The sequence below is a fragment of the Pseudotabrizicola alkalilacus genome (assembly GCF_003443995.1).
GTDB classification, from domain to species: Bacteria; Pseudomonadota; Alphaproteobacteria; order Rhodobacterales; family Rhodobacteraceae; genus Pseudotabrizicola; species Pseudotabrizicola alkalilacus.
Map to the genome: position 1 here is coordinate 174,018 of NZ_QWEY01000004.1, position 18,115 is coordinate 192,132.

Annotated in this window: 20 protein-coding genes; 16 read left to right on the forward strand and 4 right to left on the reverse strand. The window is 61.4% G+C overall.

What is annotated here, in order from left to right; genetic code table 11:
* Window positions 1–48 precede the first annotated feature (48 nt).
* The 7 genes from D1012_RS09615 to D1012_RS09645 all read left to right on the forward strand — a co-directional run bounded on the left by D1012_RS09615 (window position 49) and on the right by D1012_RS09645 (window position 6,189).
* Window positions 49–564 (forward strand): 2Fe-2S iron-sulfur cluster-binding protein, encoded by a 516-nt coding sequence (locus D1012_RS09615; RefSeq protein WP_118151538.1) that lies wholly within the window; start codon window positions 49–51, stop codon window positions 562–564.
* Window positions 561–1,529 carry an FAD binding domain-containing protein gene (locus D1012_RS09620; protein ID WP_118151540.1) on the forward strand — a complete coding sequence of 323 codons (969 nt, stop codon included), beginning with the start codon at window positions 561–563 and terminating at the stop codon, window positions 1,527–1,529. The genes D1012_RS09615 and D1012_RS09620 overlap by 4 nt, the downstream gene beginning before the upstream one ends.
* Window positions 1,526–3,700, forward strand: a complete 2,175-nt coding sequence (locus tag D1012_RS09625; RefSeq protein WP_118151542.1) for a xanthine dehydrogenase family protein molybdopterin-binding subunit — start codon at window positions 1,526–1,528, stop codon at window positions 3,698–3,700. The genes D1012_RS09620 and D1012_RS09625 overlap by 4 nt, the downstream gene beginning before the upstream one ends.
* A gap of 136 nt (window positions 3,701–3,836) precedes the next feature.
* Window positions 3,837–4,586: a BON domain-containing protein gene (locus D1012_RS09630; RefSeq protein WP_199489465.1), complete on the forward strand. Its 750-nt coding sequence runs from the start codon at window positions 3,837–3,839 to the stop codon at window positions 4,584–4,586.
* A 184-nt stretch (window positions 4,587–4,770) separates the two neighbouring features.
* Entirely contained in the window at window positions 4,771–5,406 is a 636-nt protein-coding gene (locus D1012_RS09635; RefSeq protein ID WP_118151547.1) for a hypothetical protein, read from the forward strand.
* A 69-nt stretch (window positions 5,407–5,475) separates the two neighbouring features.
* Window positions 5,476–5,847, forward strand: coding sequence for a DUF1622 domain-containing protein (locus D1012_RS09640; protein ID WP_199489466.1), 372 nt, complete (start codon window positions 5,476–5,478; stop codon window positions 5,845–5,847).
* A 24-nt stretch (window positions 5,848–5,871) separates the two neighbouring features.
* A complete protein-coding gene (locus D1012_RS09645) occupies window positions 5,872–6,189 on the forward strand; it encodes a type II toxin-antitoxin system RelE/ParE family toxin (protein ID WP_199489467.1) in 318 nt (105 codons plus the stop codon).
* Window positions 6,190–6,223: 34 nt separating this feature from the next.
* Here D1012_RS09645 and D1012_RS09650 read toward each other — a convergent pair whose 3' ends face one another.
* A complete protein-coding gene (locus tag D1012_RS09650) occupies window positions 6,224–7,528 on the reverse strand; it encodes a mechanosensitive ion channel domain-containing protein (protein WP_118151549.1) in 1,305 nt (434 codons plus the stop codon).
* A gap of 102 nt (window positions 7,529–7,630) precedes the next feature.
* Window positions 7,631–8,173 (reverse strand): superoxide dismutase family protein, encoded by a 543-nt coding sequence (locus tag D1012_RS09655; RefSeq protein ID WP_118151551.1) that lies wholly within the window; start codon window positions 8,171–8,173, stop codon window positions 7,631–7,633.
* Between the two features lie 165 nt (window positions 8,174–8,338).
* Here D1012_RS09655 and D1012_RS09660 point away from each other — a divergent pair, with 165 nt between their 5' ends.
* The 4 genes from D1012_RS09660 to otsB all read left to right on the forward strand — a co-directional run bounded on the left by D1012_RS09660 (window position 8,339) and on the right by otsB (window position 14,302).
* Window positions 8,339–9,409 carry a glycosyltransferase family 4 protein gene (locus D1012_RS09660; RefSeq protein WP_118151553.1) on the forward strand — a complete coding sequence of 357 codons (1,071 nt, stop codon included), beginning with the start codon at window positions 8,339–8,341 and terminating at the stop codon, window positions 9,407–9,409.
* A gap of 42 nt (window positions 9,410–9,451) precedes the next feature.
* Entirely contained in the window at window positions 9,452–11,638 is a 2,187-nt protein-coding gene (locus D1012_RS09665) for an amylo-alpha-1,6-glucosidase (protein ID WP_158569293.1), read from the forward strand.
* 146 nt (window positions 11,639–11,784) lie between these two features.
* Window positions 11,785–13,587, forward strand: coding sequence for an alpha,alpha-trehalose-phosphate synthase (UDP-forming) (locus D1012_RS09670; RefSeq protein WP_158569295.1), 1,803 nt, complete (start codon window positions 11,785–11,787; stop codon window positions 13,585–13,587).
* Window positions 13,565–14,302: a trehalose-phosphatase gene (otsB, locus tag D1012_RS09675; protein ID WP_118151559.1), complete on the forward strand. Its 738-nt coding sequence runs from the start codon at window positions 13,565–13,567 to the stop codon at window positions 14,300–14,302. The genes D1012_RS09670 and otsB overlap by 23 nt, the downstream gene beginning before the upstream one ends.
* A gap of 213 nt (window positions 14,303–14,515) precedes the next feature.
* Here otsB and D1012_RS22405 read toward each other — a convergent pair whose 3' ends face one another.
* Window positions 14,516–14,728: a hypothetical protein gene (locus tag D1012_RS22405; protein WP_147335656.1), complete on the reverse strand. Its 213-nt coding sequence runs from the start codon at window positions 14,726–14,728 to the stop codon at window positions 14,516–14,518.
* A 90-nt stretch (window positions 14,729–14,818) separates the two neighbouring features.
* On the opposite strand from D1012_RS22405, the gene D1012_RS22935 reads away from it, so the two are divergent.
* Window positions 14,819–14,980, forward strand: a complete 162-nt coding sequence (locus tag D1012_RS22935; RefSeq protein WP_267897825.1) for a sigma factor-like helix-turn-helix DNA-binding protein — start codon at window positions 14,819–14,821, stop codon at window positions 14,978–14,980.
* A 23-nt stretch (window positions 14,981–15,003) separates the two neighbouring features.
* Window positions 15,004–15,576, forward strand: coding sequence for a DNA-3-methyladenine glycosylase (locus D1012_RS09690; RefSeq protein WP_118151565.1), 573 nt, complete (start codon window positions 15,004–15,006; stop codon window positions 15,574–15,576).
* A gap of 151 nt (window positions 15,577–15,727) precedes the next feature.
* Here the strand turns inward: D1012_RS09690 and D1012_RS09695 are convergent, their stop codons facing one another.
* Window positions 15,728–15,916: a hypothetical protein gene (locus tag D1012_RS09695; RefSeq protein WP_233517075.1), complete on the reverse strand. Its 189-nt coding sequence runs from the start codon at window positions 15,914–15,916 to the stop codon at window positions 15,728–15,730.
* 227 nt (window positions 15,917–16,143) lie between these two features.
* On the opposite strand from D1012_RS09695, the gene D1012_RS09700 reads away from it, so the two are divergent.
* The 3 genes from D1012_RS09700 to D1012_RS09710 are packed head-to-tail and all read left to right on the forward strand — an operon-like array spanning window position 16,144 to window position 17,970.
* Window positions 16,144–16,746 (forward strand): hypothetical protein, encoded by a 603-nt coding sequence (locus D1012_RS09700; protein WP_118151567.1) that lies wholly within the window; start codon window positions 16,144–16,146, stop codon window positions 16,744–16,746.
* Window positions 16,736–17,137 carry a phage holin family protein gene (locus D1012_RS09705; RefSeq protein WP_118151569.1) on the forward strand — a complete coding sequence of 134 codons (402 nt, stop codon included), beginning with the start codon at window positions 16,736–16,738 and terminating at the stop codon, window positions 17,135–17,137. Before D1012_RS09700 ends, D1012_RS09705 begins: the two co-directional genes overlap by 11 nt.
* Entirely contained in the window at window positions 17,137–17,970 is an 834-nt protein-coding gene (locus D1012_RS09710) for a hypothetical protein (RefSeq protein ID WP_118151571.1), read from the forward strand. The genes D1012_RS09705 and D1012_RS09710 overlap by 1 nt, the downstream gene beginning before the upstream one ends.
* Window positions 17,971–18,115: the final 145 nt, after the last annotated feature.

The following is an 18,115-nucleotide window of genomic DNA, read 5'->3' on the forward strand; positions in this document are numbered from 1 at the left end:
CGGTGACACAGCACCATGTCCAGCCCCCAGCCAGACTCATGAGGCCCCATGCAGATCTCCCTCTCCGTCAACGGTACCTCGCATGAGTTGACCCTTGATCCGCGCACCACTCTGCTCGACGCTCTCCGGCAACATCTGGGCCTGACGGGAACCAAAAAGGGCTGCGATCATGGCCAGTGCGGGGCCTGTACCGTGCTGCTGGATGGCCGCAGGGTCAGCGCCTGCCTGACACTGGCCTGCATGGTGCAGGATCAGCCCGTAACCACCATCGAAGGTCTGGGCACGCCCGAGGCGCTGTCGCCGCTACAACAGCAGTTTCTGGACCATGACGGCTTTCAATGCGGCTATTGCACACCGGGTCAGATCTGTTCGGCGACCGCCATGCTAAAGGAAATCGCCGCCGGTTGGCCCAGCCACGCCAGCGCGGATCTGACCGGCCCCATCGCGCTGACCCATGCCGAAATCGCCGAACGGATGAGCGGCAATCTGTGTCGCTGCGCGGCCTATGCCAATATCGTCGACGCCATCCGGCAGGCCGCCGGTGCGCAGGGGGATGCCGCATGAAGCCCTTTACCTATCACCGCGCCAGCACTCTGACAGACCGCCCCGCCGGGGCGACGATCATCGCCGGGGGCACCAATCTGCTGGACCTGATGAAGCACGAGGTGATGACGCCAAAGGCGCTGGTCGACATCACCGCACTGGACCTGAACCGGATCGAAGCGCACGGCGACGGGCTACGCATCGGCGCTTTGGTGCGCAACAGCGATCTGGCCGCCGATCCGGTGATCCGGCGCGATTACCCGCTGCTGTCGCGCGCGCTGCTGGCCGGGGCCAGCGGGCAGTTGCGCAACATGGCCACAACCGGCGGCAATCTGATGCAACGCACCCGCTGCCCCTATTTCTATGACACACGGATGCCCTGCAACAAACGCGAACCGGGCTCGGGCTGTGCCGCCATCGGCGGGGTCAACCGCAATCATGCCATTCTGGGCGCCTCGCCCGCCTGCATCGCCACCTATCCCGGCGATATGGCGGTGGCCCTGCGCGCTTTGGATGCCGAGGTGGAAATCGAGAGCCCCGCCCCGCGTCAGGTACCGTTGTCAGAGTTTTACCGCCTGCCGGCCGACACGCCGGATGTGGAAACCGTGATGCGCCCCGGTGAGATCATCACCGCCGTCCTGCTGCCCGCCCCCGCCGGGGGCCAGCAACGCTATCGCAAAGTGCGCGACCGCGCGTCGTACGCCTTTGCGCTGGTGTCGGTGGCGGCGATCATCGGCATGGAAAACAACCGCATCGCCCATGCCGCACTGGCCTTTGGCGGCGTCGCGGCAAAGCCGTGGCGCGATCCCGGGGCAGAGGCTTTGCTGATCGGTCAGGAACCTTCGGACACGCTGTTTGGCCGGGCCGCTGACCTGATCCTGCAATCCGCGGGAGGGTATGGCGGCAATGATTTCAAGATCCCGCTCTTGCGCCGCACCCTGATTGCCACGCTACGCGATGCGACCGGCATGGAGGCTACAGCATGACCCGCCACCTCAAGGTTGATGCCCCCATCCCCGACAGCCCGCTCGATCACATGGCGCAGGGGGTGCTGGGCAAACCCGTCTCCCGGCTGGAGGGGCCGCTGAAGGTCACCGGCCGCGCCACCTATGCCGCCGAGGCCCGGCCCGAAGGGCTGCTCTATGGCGTGCTGGTGCAGGCCGCGATCCCGGCGGGCAAGGTGCTGAGCATCGGCGACGCCCCCGGCGCGATGGTGGTGATCCACGATCCGCGCCTGATCCGCTACGCAGCACAGGGCATGGCGACTGAGGGTCCGACAGCCGGGCCGGATGAGGTGGAATACATGGGTCAGGCCATCGCCGTCGTGGTGGCCGAAGCCCTTGAGGCCGCACAGGCGGCGGCACAGGCGTTGCAGGTTACTTACGAGGCCAAGGATGTGCCGGTTGATCCCGAAGCGGTCGAACCGGAACGGCCCGAAGACAAGCAATCCGCCACCGGCGATCTGGACCGCGCGATGCAGGATGCGTCCCACACGCTCGATCAGATCTGGCACACGCCGTCGCACACCGCAGCGGCGATGGAACCGCATGCCGCCACCGCCGAATGGTCGGGCGACACGCTGACTGTGCGGGCGGGCTATCAGATGCTGGCCACCAGCCGCGAACAGCTGGCCGATGCTGTTGGGATCAAGCCCGATCAGGTGCGTTTGCTGGCCCCCTATGTCGGCGGCGGCTTTGGCTCGAAACTCGGGATCAACGCCGACTCCGTTGCTGCCGCGATTGCGGCACAGCAGCTGGGGCGGCCGGTTCAGGTGGTGATGACGCGCCAACAGGTGTTCGATCTGGCACACCGCCGCTCGGAAACCCGCCAGCGCATCCGGCTGGCCTGCGATACGCAAGGCAAGCTGACCGGCATCGGGCATGAGGCGCTGGTGTCAAACCTTCCCGGCGTAAGCTTTTCCGAACCCGTCACTCAGGCCACGCCCTTTACCTATCAAGCCGCACACCGGCAGATCGTCCATGCCATCGCCCGCGTTCACCGCAGCTGCGCCGGTTCGGTCCGCGCGCCCGGCGAGGCGGTAGGAGCGACGGTGTTCGAATGCGCCATGGATGAACTGGCAGAAACGGCGGGCATAGACCCGGTTGAGCTGCGGCTGCGCAACATCCCCGACACCGAACCCTGCACCGGCCGACCGTTTTCCAGCCACAAACTGGCCGAAGCGCTGCGCGAAGGCGCGGCCCGCTTCAACTGGTCCGACCGCCGCCCGACCGGCCAGCGGCGTGAGGGCGACTGGTACATCGGCATGGGTGTTGCCTCAGCGGTACGGGTGAACTCGCTCATCGAATCCCGCGCCCGCGTGACGCTGCAAGCCGATGGGCGGGCGATTGTCGAAACTGACATGACCGACATCGGCACCGGCAGTTATACGATCCTTGGCCAGATCGCCGCCGAAACGCTGGGGCTGGCGGTCGACCGGGTCGAGGTGCGGCTGGGGGATTCCGACTTCCCGCCCGCCTCCGGCTCTGGTGGGTCGTTCGGCGCGGCCTCCAGCGGCACCTCCGTCTACCTTGCCTGCGCCGAAATCCGCAGCCAGATCGCCGCCCTGATCGGCTGTGACGAGGCGGATCTGACCTTGCAGAACGGTCAGGTCCGTACGGGCAATGTCTCGCGCCCGCTGGACGCGCTGCTGACGGGTGAGCTGACAGGCGACGGCCATCTGGAACCCGGCAAGACCGAAGACACGGTACGGCAGGCCACATGGGGCAGCCATTGGGCCGAGATCGCGGTCAACCGCTGGACTGGGGAGGTCCGTGTGCGCCGGATGCTGGGGGTTTTTGCCTGCGGGCGTGTGCTGAACGAAAAGACCGCCCGCTCGCAATGTCTGGGCGGCATGACCTTTGGCCTTGGCATGGCCCTGACCGAAGCGATGGCGCATGACCCGCGGGATGGCCACATCGTCACCCGCGATCTGGCCGAGTATCACATCCCCTGCCACGCCGATGTGCCACCGCTGGAGGTTCATTTCCTTACCGAAAGCGACACCTATGTCGGCCCGCTGCACGCCAAGGGTCTGGGCGAGCTGGGCATCTGCGGGGCCGGTGCGGCGATCCTGAACGCGATCCACAATGCCTGTGGCGTCCGGGTCCGTGAACTGCCCGCTACCCCTGACAAGATCATCGCGGGCTTGCAGAGCTGACGCACTTCACAGGGCCGTGTGGGGGCCTTTCTGACGCGACATAAGCCGGAACATTCGCCACCCCTGAAGGTTTCATTTGTACGACATCCGCGACCATCGCGGGTCAGGACGAATGCCATTCAGGAGGAAAATGGACATGGCCAATTCACGACATGACAACCGCAGATCCGACCGCAGCCAACAGCGCGGGAACCATGACGACGATCAGAGGAACTGGCAAAGCGAGGGTCAGACCCCTCAACGCCAAAGCGACTGGAACAGCGATTATGACCGGCGCGGCGCACAGGGCGGCTTTGAGCAGCGGGGCGGTTTCGAAGAGCGGCGGGGCTATGAAGACCAGCGCGGCCGCTACGACAGCCCTGCGCACGGCAGACGCCACCCCGAAGATTCGTTCATCGCGGGTTTTGGCTACGGTGGCGGTATGGCCTCTGGTGGCTTGGGCTATGGTGCCGGGGTTTCTGGCGGGTATGACCGGCGGGATGCCGGGTATTCCCGTGACTATGGCTCCTCCCGCGATCATGAACGCGGTATGCTGACCCGCGCTGGCGATGAAATCGCATCATGGTTTGGTGACGAAGAGGCCGCCCGCCGACGCGAGCAGGACCATCGCGGCAAAGGTCCGCGCGGCTATCAGCGTTCGGATGAGCGCATCCGCGAAGATGTCAGCGACCGGCTGAGCGATGACCCACGTGTCGATGCCAGTGAAATTGATGTGACCGTCGAAAGCGGCGAGGTCACCCTGGCGGGCGAAGTCACATCCAAATATGCCAAGCGCTATGCCGAAGACTGCGCCGACGCCGTTTCCGGCGTGACCCATGTGCAGAACAACCTGCGGGTAAAGCGCATGGGCACGGACCTTACAGGCGGCACAAGCACCCAGATCTGAGGCCGGTACGGCCCAGACGGAAGCGGCTACGACTCGTCGCTTCCGGTGCTGGTTCGCTGAATGAACAAGGCGGCCAGCGCAATCACAACAAGAACCACCCCCTCGCATCAGGAACAAGCCGAAAGCCCTGATGTTGACTGACTGAACGCCTCGAAAGAGGCATCACCCCTCAGGAGGAGATAAAATGACCCTTAAACTCACCCCCGCATTCGCCCTTCCGCTTGTCATCGCCCTTGGCACCAGCACTGCTGTCTTTGCGCAGGACGCCACGACAGGGACCGATACCGGCGCCGGCGCGACAGGCACGCCGCTTGACTGGGATGACACGATCAATGAAGCGTTTTTCAGCGACACCACGGCTGGTACGCTGCGCGGCGATGATGAGATCACCACGAACTGGGCAAGCCTGACACCCGAGCAGCAGGACCGCGTGCGCCAGCATTGCGAAATGGTGAATGCAGATGCCACGGGGGCTGACGGTGCCCAAGCCCTCGACACCCTCTCGACCGGCGACACCGGCACCAGTGATCCGGCCACCGCAGCACCTGTCGCGGGCGCTGACGGCGCCCTCAGCACCGATGGCGCGACCGCCAAAGATGACACCGCCATGGATGACACGGCGACAGATGGCGCTGCCGCAACCGGCGACACCGCAACCACGGGTGACACGACGACCGCCACAGGCGATGCCACCACGGCAGGTGATGCCACCACCGGTGAGACGACTGCAACGGGTGACATGTCTGCAACCGGCACCCTGAGCGTGGATCAAGCCTCGGCAAACATGAGCCAGCTTTGCACGCTCGTCACCGATCTCTGATCCGCTGAACAAAGCCGCCGGGGCAGGAAAGGGCCTGCCCCGGCCCATGGCGCTGAAAGGCCCGCACATATGGTTCTGGAGCTGCGGCAAGTCTATCTCGATACTGTTGCTCAAATTCTTGAAGTCTGCGGCGTACTGGCCATTGTGGCAGGAACCGCATTTGCGCTGTGCGAAGCCGTGCGCAACCTGGTCCGGCACCGGGAGGGGGAAAAGATCTTTGATCTGTTCCGCACCCGTCTGGCCAAAAGCATACTGATCGGGGTCGAGTTTCTGATCGCGGCAGATATTGTCGGAACGGTCACCATAGACCCCACGACAGAAAGCCTGGGCAAACTGGCAATGATCGTTCTGATCCGCACCTTCCTGAGCTTTACGCTGGAAGTAGAGATTGAGGGCCGATGGCCATGGCAGCGTCACCGCAACCGTCACAAGGACGATTGAGTAGCGTGAGCAGCAGCAAAGGAGATGATCCGCATGCCCCAGGGAGACAAGTCCAAATACACCGACAAGCAAAAGCGCAAGGCCGAGCACATTGCCGACAGTTATGAAGAGCGCGGCGTCGGGAAAGAAGAGGCGGAACAGCGCGCTTGGGCCACCGTCAACAAGGATGATGGGGGCGGCAATAAAAGCGGCTCTGGGCGGGGCACCCAAACTGGAAACCCCGCCGCAAAGAAGGGTGGGAAAAAGGGTGGTGAAGCGTCGGCTGCGCGTTCCGCGGCAGAGCGTTCGGCGTCCGCCAAAAAGGCTGCCGAGACCCGCAAGAAGAATGAGGATGCTGTATGAAAACCTGCCAGAGTGCGGAAACCGGCAGTCTGATTTACTCCCGCTCCACCTCCGGCGTCAGCAGGTTGGTGCCTTCGCCGCTGTTGATTTCTGCCTCGATGATATGACTGATCGCCTCGGTCTGGGTCATGTCCGCAGAATCCGTGGCGTCCAGTGGATCGACTTCCATAAGTCTCAGCCGCATCGCCCCGATCTGTCCCCCAGCCTCCTCGACAGCTGCGGCCACGCGTTTCAGGGCGTCGCTGCGGGCACCCTCAAAGCTGGCTCCGGCCGTCCTGATCCAGCCGACACAATGAAACCGGACCCCGGTATCTCCGATATTGGTTGCCCAGACCGATGGCCCCGGCTCGGTGAGGATGAAATCCGCCTGTTGCAGCGCGGCCAGCATGACCTTGTCGAGGCCGGTAAGGGCCCCGTTTGACGTGATATCCATATCAAAACTGAACCGCCGGTTGGGGTGCCGGGTGTAATTGATGATCCGCGATTTGAAGACTGTCGCATTAGGAATACTGATATGATTGCCATCAGGCGAGATGAGAATGGTCGCGCGCGAGGTAAGCCGGACAACATTGCCGACATCGCCGCCAATTTCGATCAGGTCACGCGGACGAAACGGGCTTCGCAGACTCAGCATGATTGACGCAATGAAGTTCTCGACGGAATCGCGCACCGCGAACCCGACGGCAAGCCCAAAAATCCCCGCCGCCCCCAGCACCGTGCCCAGCAGCGCCGATGCGCCCAGAATGTCCAGAGCGACCACAACACCCGCCAGAACCGCTGCCACCCGCACGACCTGCCGCAACACCTCGGCCACAAATTCGTTTGGGGCGAGACGGTTCCACGGCTGACTGAGCCGCGCAAACCGAAACCCCGCCCAAACCACCAACGCTCCGCCCGCTACCGCAATCAGCAGAACCGGAATCGCCGCGATCCAAGCCGTCAAACGTCGCATCATCCTGTCGAGAACAGGCGAGACCCGTTCACGGACATCTGTGGTCACCTCGACCGAGTTCTGAACGGCCACCACCCCCTCGACGCGATCCGCAATCTGATCCAGCGCCTCGACTTCATCATAGCTCAGCACCCTGCCGGTGAGCGTGACCACGCCACCGCGCACTGCTGTTGTGACATTTTCATAGCCTTGCAGGCTTTGCAGCACGTCTTGCAGGCGATCCCGGATAAGGTTGTCCTCGGTCGCGGTCAGCGTGGTTGTAATCGGGGCATCGGTCAATCTGGCCGGATCGTCCGACTGGGCCGCAGCCGGAAACACAAGGAACAATGCCAAAGTCAGCGCCATCAGGGCGCAGCGCAGCGGGCGGAGATCGGTGAATGGGGTCATGATGCCTGCTTCATCGTTTAAACACGCACCTTTGTATCCTCACCGCAAGATGAAATTGGCCGAAAGCATGCAAAGGCAGATCACGGCCCCATGCCGGTTCAATCATTCGATCACGGCACAGGCCAGACGCTCCCCCGCTGCGCCAGAAGGTTGGGATTTGTGATCATCTGGTTCTGCGTGAATCATCAGCGCCCGGCCAAGAATGCTGTTTTCCCCTTCGGCCAGCAAGACAAAGGGATTGAACACCTCGGCCCGCGCGGTACCAGCATCATCAACCCAGATGTTTGGCATATCGCCAGCATGTGGTCCGGTTTCACTCAGGAAACCATGTTCAACATTGCTTGGGTTAAAGTGCCCGCCTGCGCTTTCATGCTGGCCGGTATGGTCGCACGAGCCGGTTTCATGCACATGAAAAGCAACCCAGCGAGCGGGCGGCAACCCATTTATCTCCAGCCCGATGAGCACACCCGAGGGCGTCTCTGTCAAATACCCTTTGCCAGTTTGGACCCCCTCGCCATCGAGAAATGTGGCCTCTGCTGTCTGCGTCGTCTGTGCCATCTGTCCGAACGCAAGAGAGGGCAGAGCGGCAAGGCCAATTGCCAGCAGGCAAGGAGCGAATTTTGCGGCAATACATGGACGGGTCATCGTGAAATCCTCCGGTTTCTGGGGTCAGGAATGTAACCGGAAGCAGGCGTGTTGGTTCCCGCCACGTGCCTTGGCAGACCCTCACGGGCCAAACTTGCCCGCCATGCCGGGAACGGAATGCGGCTCTGGCGCGTTCATCATTCAGTCGAGTGGGAGAATATACTTATGCGCATCGCTCAAGTGGCGCCACTTTTCGAAATGGTTCCACCCAGCGCCTATGGCGGCACCGAACGCATCATCGCCACCCTGTGTGATCACCTTGTCGCGCGCGGGCATGACGTGACCCTTTTCGCTGCGGCCGGGTCCGCAACGGCTGCAACTCTGGTCGAATCCCGCGCCTGTGGATTGCGCGAAGACCCTGCGCCAAGGGTTTCCCCCATCGCTGCACATCTGGCCATGCTTGATCAGGTGCGTGCGCAGCAGGCGGAATTTGACGTGATCCACTGCCACCTGTCGCATTTTCAGCACTTCCCGTTGTTCGAAGGTTTTGCGGCCAAAACGCTGACCACGCCGCATGGTCGGCTGGATTACGCAGATCTGCCCGCAGCATTGGCGCGATGGCCTGATATGGCGATGAACTCCATCTCGCTGAACCAGCGGCAACCGCTTTCACAGGCGAACTGGGTGGCCAATATCTATCATGGCTTGCCGCGTGATCTTTACCGGCCCTTGTCGGGACGACCCGCCGCCGGTATCGCGCCCTATCTGGCATTTATCGGACGGTTTTCACGGGACAAGCGGGCCGACCGTGCCATCGCCATCGCCAAGGCCGCCGGTCTGCCACTGAAACTTGCCGCCAAGATCGACGATGACGACCGGGCGTGGTTTCATCGCGAAATCGAGCCGCAGATTGATGGCAACTGCGTCGATTATGTCGGAGAAATATCCGAAGCTGAAAAGCCCGCGTTTCTGGGCAATGCCGCAGCCTTGCTGTTCCCGATCGACTGGCCCGAGCCATTCGGTCTGGTGGTCATCGAGGCGATGGCGCATGGCACGCCGGTTATTGCCTGGCGCAACGGGGCGATGGCAGAAATCGTTGACGATGGCGTATCGGGCTTTGTGGTCGATACACTGGAACAGGCTATTGCAGCTGTTCCGCTGACCCTTGCGCTGGATCGTGGTGAAGTGCGGAAGTGCTTTGAGCGTCGGTTCGATGCCGCGCGGATGGTGGATGATTACGTCGCAGCTTACGCAGTGTTGGGTCGCCAAACTGAGCCCGTAAACGCAGTCTTTTGACTTCGCACAAATTTTCCCATGCCCGCATACCGGAGGCCGCCGATGGATGCCCAACAAACCACATTTGACGAACATATGGTCGATCCGCTGACAATGATCGCCGATGACCAGAATGACGCCCTGAACCCCGGCATCAGCCAGTTCTCGCTGAAAGACGAAACCTGTTTCCTGCTGGCAAATGATCACGGCGATATCAAGGGGTTTGCCGATGGGTACTTCTGCAATGACACCCGGCTTTTGTCGCACTTTGTGCTGCGCATCGGCGGGCGTCGGCCAGTGCTTCTGGGGGCGGCATTGTCTGGCGACCATGTGTATTTCGAGGCCAACCTGACCAATGCCAGTGTTGAGCTCGACCATGGCGATACGCTGGCTCAAGGCAATCTGCATGTGAACCGAACTCGGTTTTTGCGCGATGGCCGGATGTTCGAGCGGATTGCGGTCACGAATTACAGCCTCGGGCCGGTGGATTTGCCGTTGAGCTTTCAGATTGCCGCCGATTTCCGCGATATCTTCGAAGTGCGGGGTATGAAACGTGCAGCGCGGGGCCAGGTGTTGCCGATTGAAACCGGTCGCACCCATATCGGCTTTGGCTATGAGGGTCTGGATGGTGCCAGCAGGGCACTGACACTGAGCCTGTCGCAACCCATCACAGCGACTCCGGAAGGCGACGAAATCCGTCTTGTGATGCATGTGCCGCGTGGCGCGCGGCGGTTGTTGTACCTGGAGGCGGGTGCCGGACGGACAGATCCGGGGCGGACAAGACACCGGATCAACCGCGCCGCCGCCCATCGTGCAATGAAGACCAAGCGTCAGAGCGGCGCATCTATCCAGACCTCTGGCCCCTTGTTCAACGATTGGCTAAGTCGGACCCGCGCCGATATCGCCCTGCTCTCGTCTGACCTCGACACCGGCCCGTACCCCTTTGCTGGTATACCGTGGTTTTCCACCGCCTTTGGCAGGGATGGGATCATCACCGCCCTCGCCACGCTCTGGCTCGATCCTGACCTCGCACGAGGGGTGCTGCGCTTTCTCGCCGAGACACAGGCGACGGAATACGACGAATTCTCTGATGCTGCGCCGGGCAAGATCCTGCATGAGATCCGCGGCGGCGAAATGGCCCATCTGCGCGAAGTCCCTTTCGGGCGCTATTATGGCGCCGTGGATACAACGCCGCTGTTCGTGCATCTGGCCGCAGAATACGCCCGCCGAACCGGCGATGATGCTTTCGTAGACACGCTTTGGCCCTCACTCAAACGTGCGATTTCCTGGATCGAGACCACGCGCGCACGCGATGCAAACGGTCTGGTTTCCTATGCCCGCGGGCGTGGAACCGGCCTGCGCAATCAGGGCTGGAAAGACAGCGCCGATGCCGTCTTCCATGCCGACGGGACACTGGCAGAGGGTCCGGTCAGTCTGGTCGAGGTGCAGGGCTATACCTATCGTGCATTGACCGGCATGGCAGACATGGCATTCCGGCGCGGGGATAACGCTTATAGCGAAACCTTGCAGGTCAGTGCCCGGCAGTTGCAACAGGCCGTCGAAGATCTGTTCTGGATGCCGGAAGCCGAGTTCTACGCTCTGGCGCTCGACGGTGCATCCCGGCAATGTGCTGTGCGGACAACCAATGCCGGCCACTTGCTTTACTCTGGCCTTCCGTCGCCGGACCGCGGGCAGGCGGTTGCGCGTGCCTTGCTGAAACCTGACTTTCTGTCGGGCTGGGGTCTGCGTACAGTCGCGATCGGCGAGTCCCGTTTCAACCCGCTTTCCTATCATAACGGCTCGGTCTGGCCCCATGACACGGCGATCTGCAGCGCCGGGATCGACCATTATTCCGAACCCGAAAGTGCCCCACGCGCCCTTGCCCGGCTGTTCGAGGCATCGTTTCATTTCGGCAAAAGCGTGCCTGAACTGTTCTGCGGCTTTGCACGCGTGCCGGGTGAAGGGCCGGTGGCCTATCCTGTCGCCTGTGTGCCACAGGCGTGGGCCGCGGCCTCTGCCTTTCTGTTGCTGAAAACAACGCTGGGGCTGGATATTGATGCCTATGCGCGAGATGTGCGGGTGATCAACCCACGCTTGCCTGCCGGGATCGACCAGCTCAGCGTCAGGAACCTTGATGTGGGCGGAACAAAGGTCAGTGTCGAATTCCAGCGGAAATACGATCAGGTGACCTGCACTGTCACCCGTTCGGGCGGTGCATCTGTTCCGGCACTTGTTTATCACATTGACTGAACATGCCGCCAAAGCGGAACCATCTGGCGTGGCCAGCGTTATCAACGCAGGGCGTTTTGTTTCATCGATGCTGGTTTCCCTTCATTCCGTGTGCGCCCGGTCCCTTTCAAGCGTGGTTTTGACGCGCGACAACAATGCAGGACAAGATGAACGTGCAGGACAACAACTCTGACCTTGATCCCCTTCAGTCGGTCTTGATTGATCCTCACCGAAGCAGGCTGAACCGGTTGCGCACCTTTCTTGATCCGGGCAAGCTGACCTCTGCCGTAAGCAGAGCTCTTGCAGATGCGAAAACGGCCATCTCTGACCGGTTGAACCGGCCCGATGCTGCAGGGGCAGAGTCAACCATTGCCCATAATCCGAATGACTGGGATCTGGCGCGACTGCGGACCCTGATCGGGCAGGAACTGGCCGGATCGGATGTGATTATCGTTTCAAACCGCGAACCCTATATCCACTCTGCCGGACCGGATGGTATCCGCTGTGCGATCCCCGCCGGTGGGCTTGTCTCGGCGCTGGAGCCGATTGCCCGTGGCTGTGGCGGCACCTGGATTGCCCATGGCAGCGGATCGGCAGACCGGGAAACCGTGGATGATCAGGACCGGATTCAGGTGCCGCCCGACAATCCCAGCTATGCATTACGCCGGGTCTGGCTCAGCCCCGAAGAGGAAAAGGGCTATTACCTGGGCTTTGCGAATGAGGGCCTCTGGCCGCTGTGCCATAACGCTTTCGTCAGGCCCATCTTCCGCGAGGATGACTGGAACCATTACAAGACCGTCAATGCCCGTTTTGCCGATGCTGTGATTGAGGAGGCCCGCACCGAGGCCCCGATCGTCATCGTGCAAGACTACCATTTTTCCCTGCTGCCCCGCATGATCCGCGAACGCCTGCCGAACGCCACCATCGTGACCTTCTGGCATATCCCCTGGCCCAATGCAGAGGTCTTTGGCATCTGTCCCCATGCCACGGAAATCCTTGACGGGATGCTGGGGTCTGACATCATCGGGTTTCAGGTGCCGTTGTTCCGCATCAATTTTGTCGAATGCATCGACCGCACGCTGGAAAGCCGGATCAATCACGAAAACTGGTCGGTGCGCTATGGCGGCAAGACTTCACAGGTCCGCACCTATCCGATTTCCATCGCATGGCCGGACCAGCCGCTTCGGACGGCCATATCCTCTCCCACCGCGCGCGAAGCCTTGGGCATTAAGCCGGGAGCAAAGCTGATCCTGGCGGTCGGGCGGCTGGACTATACAAAAGGCATTCCCGAATTTCTTCAGGCTTTCGAAGATCTTCTGACCCAGCATCCAGAGCATTGCGGTCGGGTCCATCTTTACTATGTCGCAGCGCCCAGTCGGGGTGAGGTGACATCGTATCGCACACTTCACAAAGACTGTCTGCGGATCAGTCAGGCGATCAATGACCGCTTTGGCACCGAAGATTACAAACCGTTGCTTTTTGCCGACCGTCACGCCGACCGCGATGAGCTGAGCAGGCTGTACCGCGAGGCGGATGTCTGCGTTGTTCCCAGCCTGCACGATGGCATGAATCTGGTCGCCAAGGAATTCGTGGCCGAGCGGGAAGATGAACAGGGGGTTTTGATCCTGTCCCGTTTTGCTGGCGCGATCCAGGAACTGCCCGAGGCGCTGGCGGTCAACCCGTTCGATCTGTCGAAGCTGACAGCCACGCTCCGGGCCGCGCTTAAAATGCCCCGGACGGAACAAACCGAACGCATGCGGCGGATGCGCGAAACCGTGCGCAGCAAGAATATCTACCGATGGGCCGGGCGGCTGCTGGAAGACGCGGCCCATGTGCGCGCCCGCAACCAATTGCTGCGACGCGGCGCGCAGACGCAAGACCGTCTGGCCCGTGCGCCGCTGCGCAGCCCGTCCGAAATTTCACTCCGCAAGACGACAAGGAAAAACGATGCAGAAACCCCCGGTTCCTGAGCTGTCCGAAACCGCTCTGTTTCTCGACATTGACGGGACACTTGTTGAACACGCCAGCCATCCTGATGCAGTTCGCGTAGCGCCGGAACTGGCGCATATTCTGGGTGACCTGAACCAAAAGCTTGATGGCGCAGTCGCCTTTGTGACAGGCCGGAATCTGGCAATGGTCGAACGGCTCTTTGGAGAGATCGGCCTGGCGGCAGCCGGGACATTCGGGATCGAGCTGATGCTGGGCGAAGAGCGCGAAACCGGGCACGAGGCCGCCGCCCTCGTCGCCCCGGCGTTCACCGCCCTTGAAGAGAAATTTGCGGCAGCAGATGGCGTCTATTTCGAGCACAAAGGCCCGGTTCTTGCCATTCACACCCGCGCAGCGCCCGAGGCGTTGCCTGCGGTCATCGCCCAGTGCCGGGAAACCCTGCCGCTGCTGCCCGATGGCTACCGACTTGTCGAGGGCCACGCGGGAGTGGAGTTTCTGCCCGAAGGGGCGACGAAAAGCGCTGCGATTGCATGGTTCATGAACCGCCCGCCGTTCCGCGACCGTGTGCCGGTCTTTCTGGGCGACGACACATCCGATGAGATCGGTTTTGAATGGACCAATCAAAACGGCGGCGTCTCTGTGCGCGTTGGCCCGGCAAAGCCGACAGCGGCCCGGCATGTGTTGGAAACCGTGCCCGAAGTTCATGATTGGCTGAAACAACTGGCACGAACCTCCTGACCGGATGTGCGGCAGACCTAGCACCGACAGGCGGAGCTGTTTTGATAACGGCTGTGGATGCGGGAGTGCCCGGTCAAAACGGCCATCCCGGAGACCTATCTGCATTTGATGACGGTCTCAGAAACATCAGCGATGCCTACCTGAGCCTGTTGCCAACGTCAGAAAAGAGGATTTGCGAACCAATGAGTGCGTGCAATAGCCAAGCCGGTGATGTCATGTACAAGATTGATCGGGGTCAGACTGCTCTGGCATGTCTGCGTGTTTATGACCCTTGCCGGCATGGTGTTCCAGCGCTGCCTGCAGCTGTTGCGCCAACACGACAAGATGGTGTGGCACGGGCTCTGCGGCGATGCCCTTCAAAAGTTCCGACGCCAGATCAACAAGATCTTCTGCAGAGGGATCCGTATCGTGGTTCTTAACCGACATCGTTTTACCTGAATTCTCACAACGCTGATTTATATAGAGCAGCGATGGAACTTCGCCAGCACGAATACGTTTCCTGAGTCACACAACCGCTTGCCACAGCATTACCGCGAGGTGCTTATTCTGGTCGTCGTGCTCGGCGCGTCCTGTGAAGAGACGGCCAGTTTATGCAATTGTGCCGTAGGAACTGTGAAAAGCAGGGTCATCCGGGCGCGCCAACTGGTGAAAGAGGCGCTGGGTGCCGACGCGCTCTGAAAGCAGAACATCGGATCAGCATCATGACGGGTAACGTGCCCTTTGTTGCGCCGCTTCCCAAGGGATTCTTTCGGCGCGATGCAGTTACTGTGGCGCGTGATCTTGTGGGGGCTGCAATTTACGTCCGGGGTGTCAGCGGGCGGATTGTCGAGACCGAGGCGTACCGGCAGGATGACGCGGCTTCGCACAGCTTTCGCGGTCCGACCCGGCGCAATGCTGCCATGTTCGGCCCGGCGGGATGCGCCTATGTCTATCGGTCATACGGGTTGCACCTGTGCCTGAATGTCGTCTGTGCCGCAGGCGAAGCCGTGTTGTTGCGTGCTCTGGAACCTTTGACGGGTCAAGACATCATGACGCAGCGCCGCAGTCAGATGCCTTTGCGACAGCTTTGCGCCGGACCTGGCCGGTTGTCTCAGGCTTTGGGAATAACCCCGGGCGACAATTTTCGACCCTTTGACCGCACGGATTTTTTCCTGTCTGGGGCAGATCACACCCCCGACATCGTGCAAGGCCCGCGCATCGGCATTTCACGCGCAACCGAACTTGATTGGCGCTTTGGCCAAGCAGAATCACCCTATCTCAGCCGTCCGTTCTGACCAGCGGAACTACGCAGGCCTTGACGGATCTTTCGCCGGAGTAGGGTCACCGCGCTGAAACTCCTCAGGCCGGTGCGCCGAACCTTCGTGATCGTCTTGCGCATTCTTGCGCTTTGGCGGCTCTGGCCGCTTTTCCTTGGCAGGTCCGGGTTCATTTGGCATCGTCAGGCTCCTCTTGCGGATCGGTCAGCGACTGACCCGGCTGCTTTTGCGAGCGTTTGGCGCTGACCTCGTCCTGATCAACCCTATGCTGTCCCGCCGGATCAATCTGCTGTTGCCGCTGATCCAGCACCGGCCCCTTACGCCGTAGCGCTTCATTCTCTGGCAGAGATTTCGTCATGCCGTCCTCCATTTCCATTTTGAAGGATGAACCAGATGCGCCCGGCTTTGTTCCGCTGCTCCGCCGATCATCAGGGGTGACCTGCGATACATAATAAAGTGCAGGGCCAGACCGATGTTTGTATCCGGCGCGAACAAATCCCGCCTCTGGCGGTTTCACCCAACACAAAGCGGCAAACACAGGAGCCTTTCGAGGGCCCTGCGATCGCCTTCAGAGAGGAAAATGCTATGCAAACGACCAAGCAGACAGGCACCCCAGCACCGGAAACGGATGATGCCGCGTTTCACAGCGGCATTGCCGAAGCGGCGCGCCGCGAGGTGGACGATCTTCGCAAACGTGTCGGCGAAGCCGGCGAGCGACTTCAGGACGAGAGGCGCAAAACAGGGGCAACGATGTCGCACCTGATCGTCGACGAACTGGACAAACGCCGGGAATCCCTGGGCAAAGAGGTAAAGGCGCTGGAAGATGCGGTCCGCGATGCTTCGAAAAGGGCAGAGGCTCCGTCGCCGCTGATGAGTCAGGCGGTCCATGTCATGGAAAGTGCCCGCGCCACGCTGGAAACCCATTCGGTTGATGATATCCGCCACATTCTGACCGATTACAGCCGCCGTAATCCGGCATTCTTTGTCGCGGGCTGTGTGCTGTCGGGTCTCGCCATTGGCCGACTCATGGTGGCCAGCGGCGACGGCTCAAAGTCCACCAGCAGCGATAGCACCCGGTCCCCGGCCACGTCGCAACCCGCCACCCACTCTGGCATGCGCCAGTCCTCCGGCACCGCGCCCGACCCGCGTCAGGCATATGCGAGCAGAGGAGGGGTTGATGGCAATTGAAGACCCTATGCCGCCGGGAAACCGGACAATCCCCGAACTGCTCGCTGATCTGTTCCGCAACCTGAATGGGCTGGTTCTGACCGAAGGCCGTCTGCTGCGCGCAGAAATGATCGAAGCAGGCCGGAGCGTTGGTGCCGGACTCGAGATCATCGCCGTAGGGGGTGTTCTGATGATGGTGGCGCTGCTGGTTCTGGTGCAAGCGCTGGTGATTGCGCTTGCGACATGGATGGGCGGTGGTTGGGCCTCACTGCTGGTCGGCGGCCTGTTGGTCGTGATCGGCATCGCCCTGATCTTGCGCGGGCGCGCGGAACTCCGCTCCGCCAGTGTCAGCGCTGAACGGACAATGGAGCAGGTGCGCCGCGACGTACAGCTTGCAAAGGAGCAATTGTGATGAATACCGCAGACAAACTGGAACAGGACGCCCAAACGCAGCGTGCCAATGTGGAAAGCACGTTGGATGAGCTGAAAGACCGCATGTCCCTTGACCAGATCATTGGCGAGGCCGGTCGGTTCTTTGGGGTGAATGATGCCGCCGCCACTGTCAGAACCATGGGCCAGCAGGTGCAATCGAACCCGCTTGCCTTTGGTATGATCGGACTGGGCGTTGCATGGCTTGCTTTTGGCGGCGATGCCCGCAGTGCAGGGCCATCCCGCAGCACGAACACCACCCGGCACGACACGTCAGAACCCGGTGCCATGTCGCATGCTATGGCTGCGGCAAATGATGGTATCGAACGGGTTAAAGAAACTGTCAGCCACGCGACCGAGCGGGCCGCCGATCTGACGTCCTCGGTCGAAGATCGCTTGCAGACCGGCATGGCACAGGCCCGTGACACCGCAGGACAGATGCAGCAAAGCGTGGCCACCCGGCTGGAAGATCATCCGCTGCTGATCGGTGGTCTGGCGGTTCTTATGGGGGCGGTGGTTGGCGCGGCCCTGCCCCGCACCCGGACCGAAGATGAATGGATCGGCTCGCAAGGCGATCAGTTGCGGGATGAAGCAAAGGCGGCGTCTGTAGCTTTGAAGCACCGGGCGGTTGATGCGGCGCAGCATACCTATGACGCCGCAGTAGATGCCGCCCGCGATGAAGGGCTGCTTCCCTCTGACGGGGAGACTTTGGCATCAAAACTCAGCAATGTGGCTCAGGCCGCCGTTGATGAGGCCAAAGATCAGGTCGAACCGGTGCTTCATGGGGAAAAGCCCAAAGACAAGCCAAAGGTCTGAGGCCCAAGGTCAGGCGGTCGTCCCAGCCGTCTGACCGCATACCGCATCGCATCCACCCCATCGCCGGGTTTCAGAACTGGCCCGGAATGCACGCTGATCGCCCCGGACAAACCCACGCGGTCTGGCGCGACGTCCCATTCAGAAA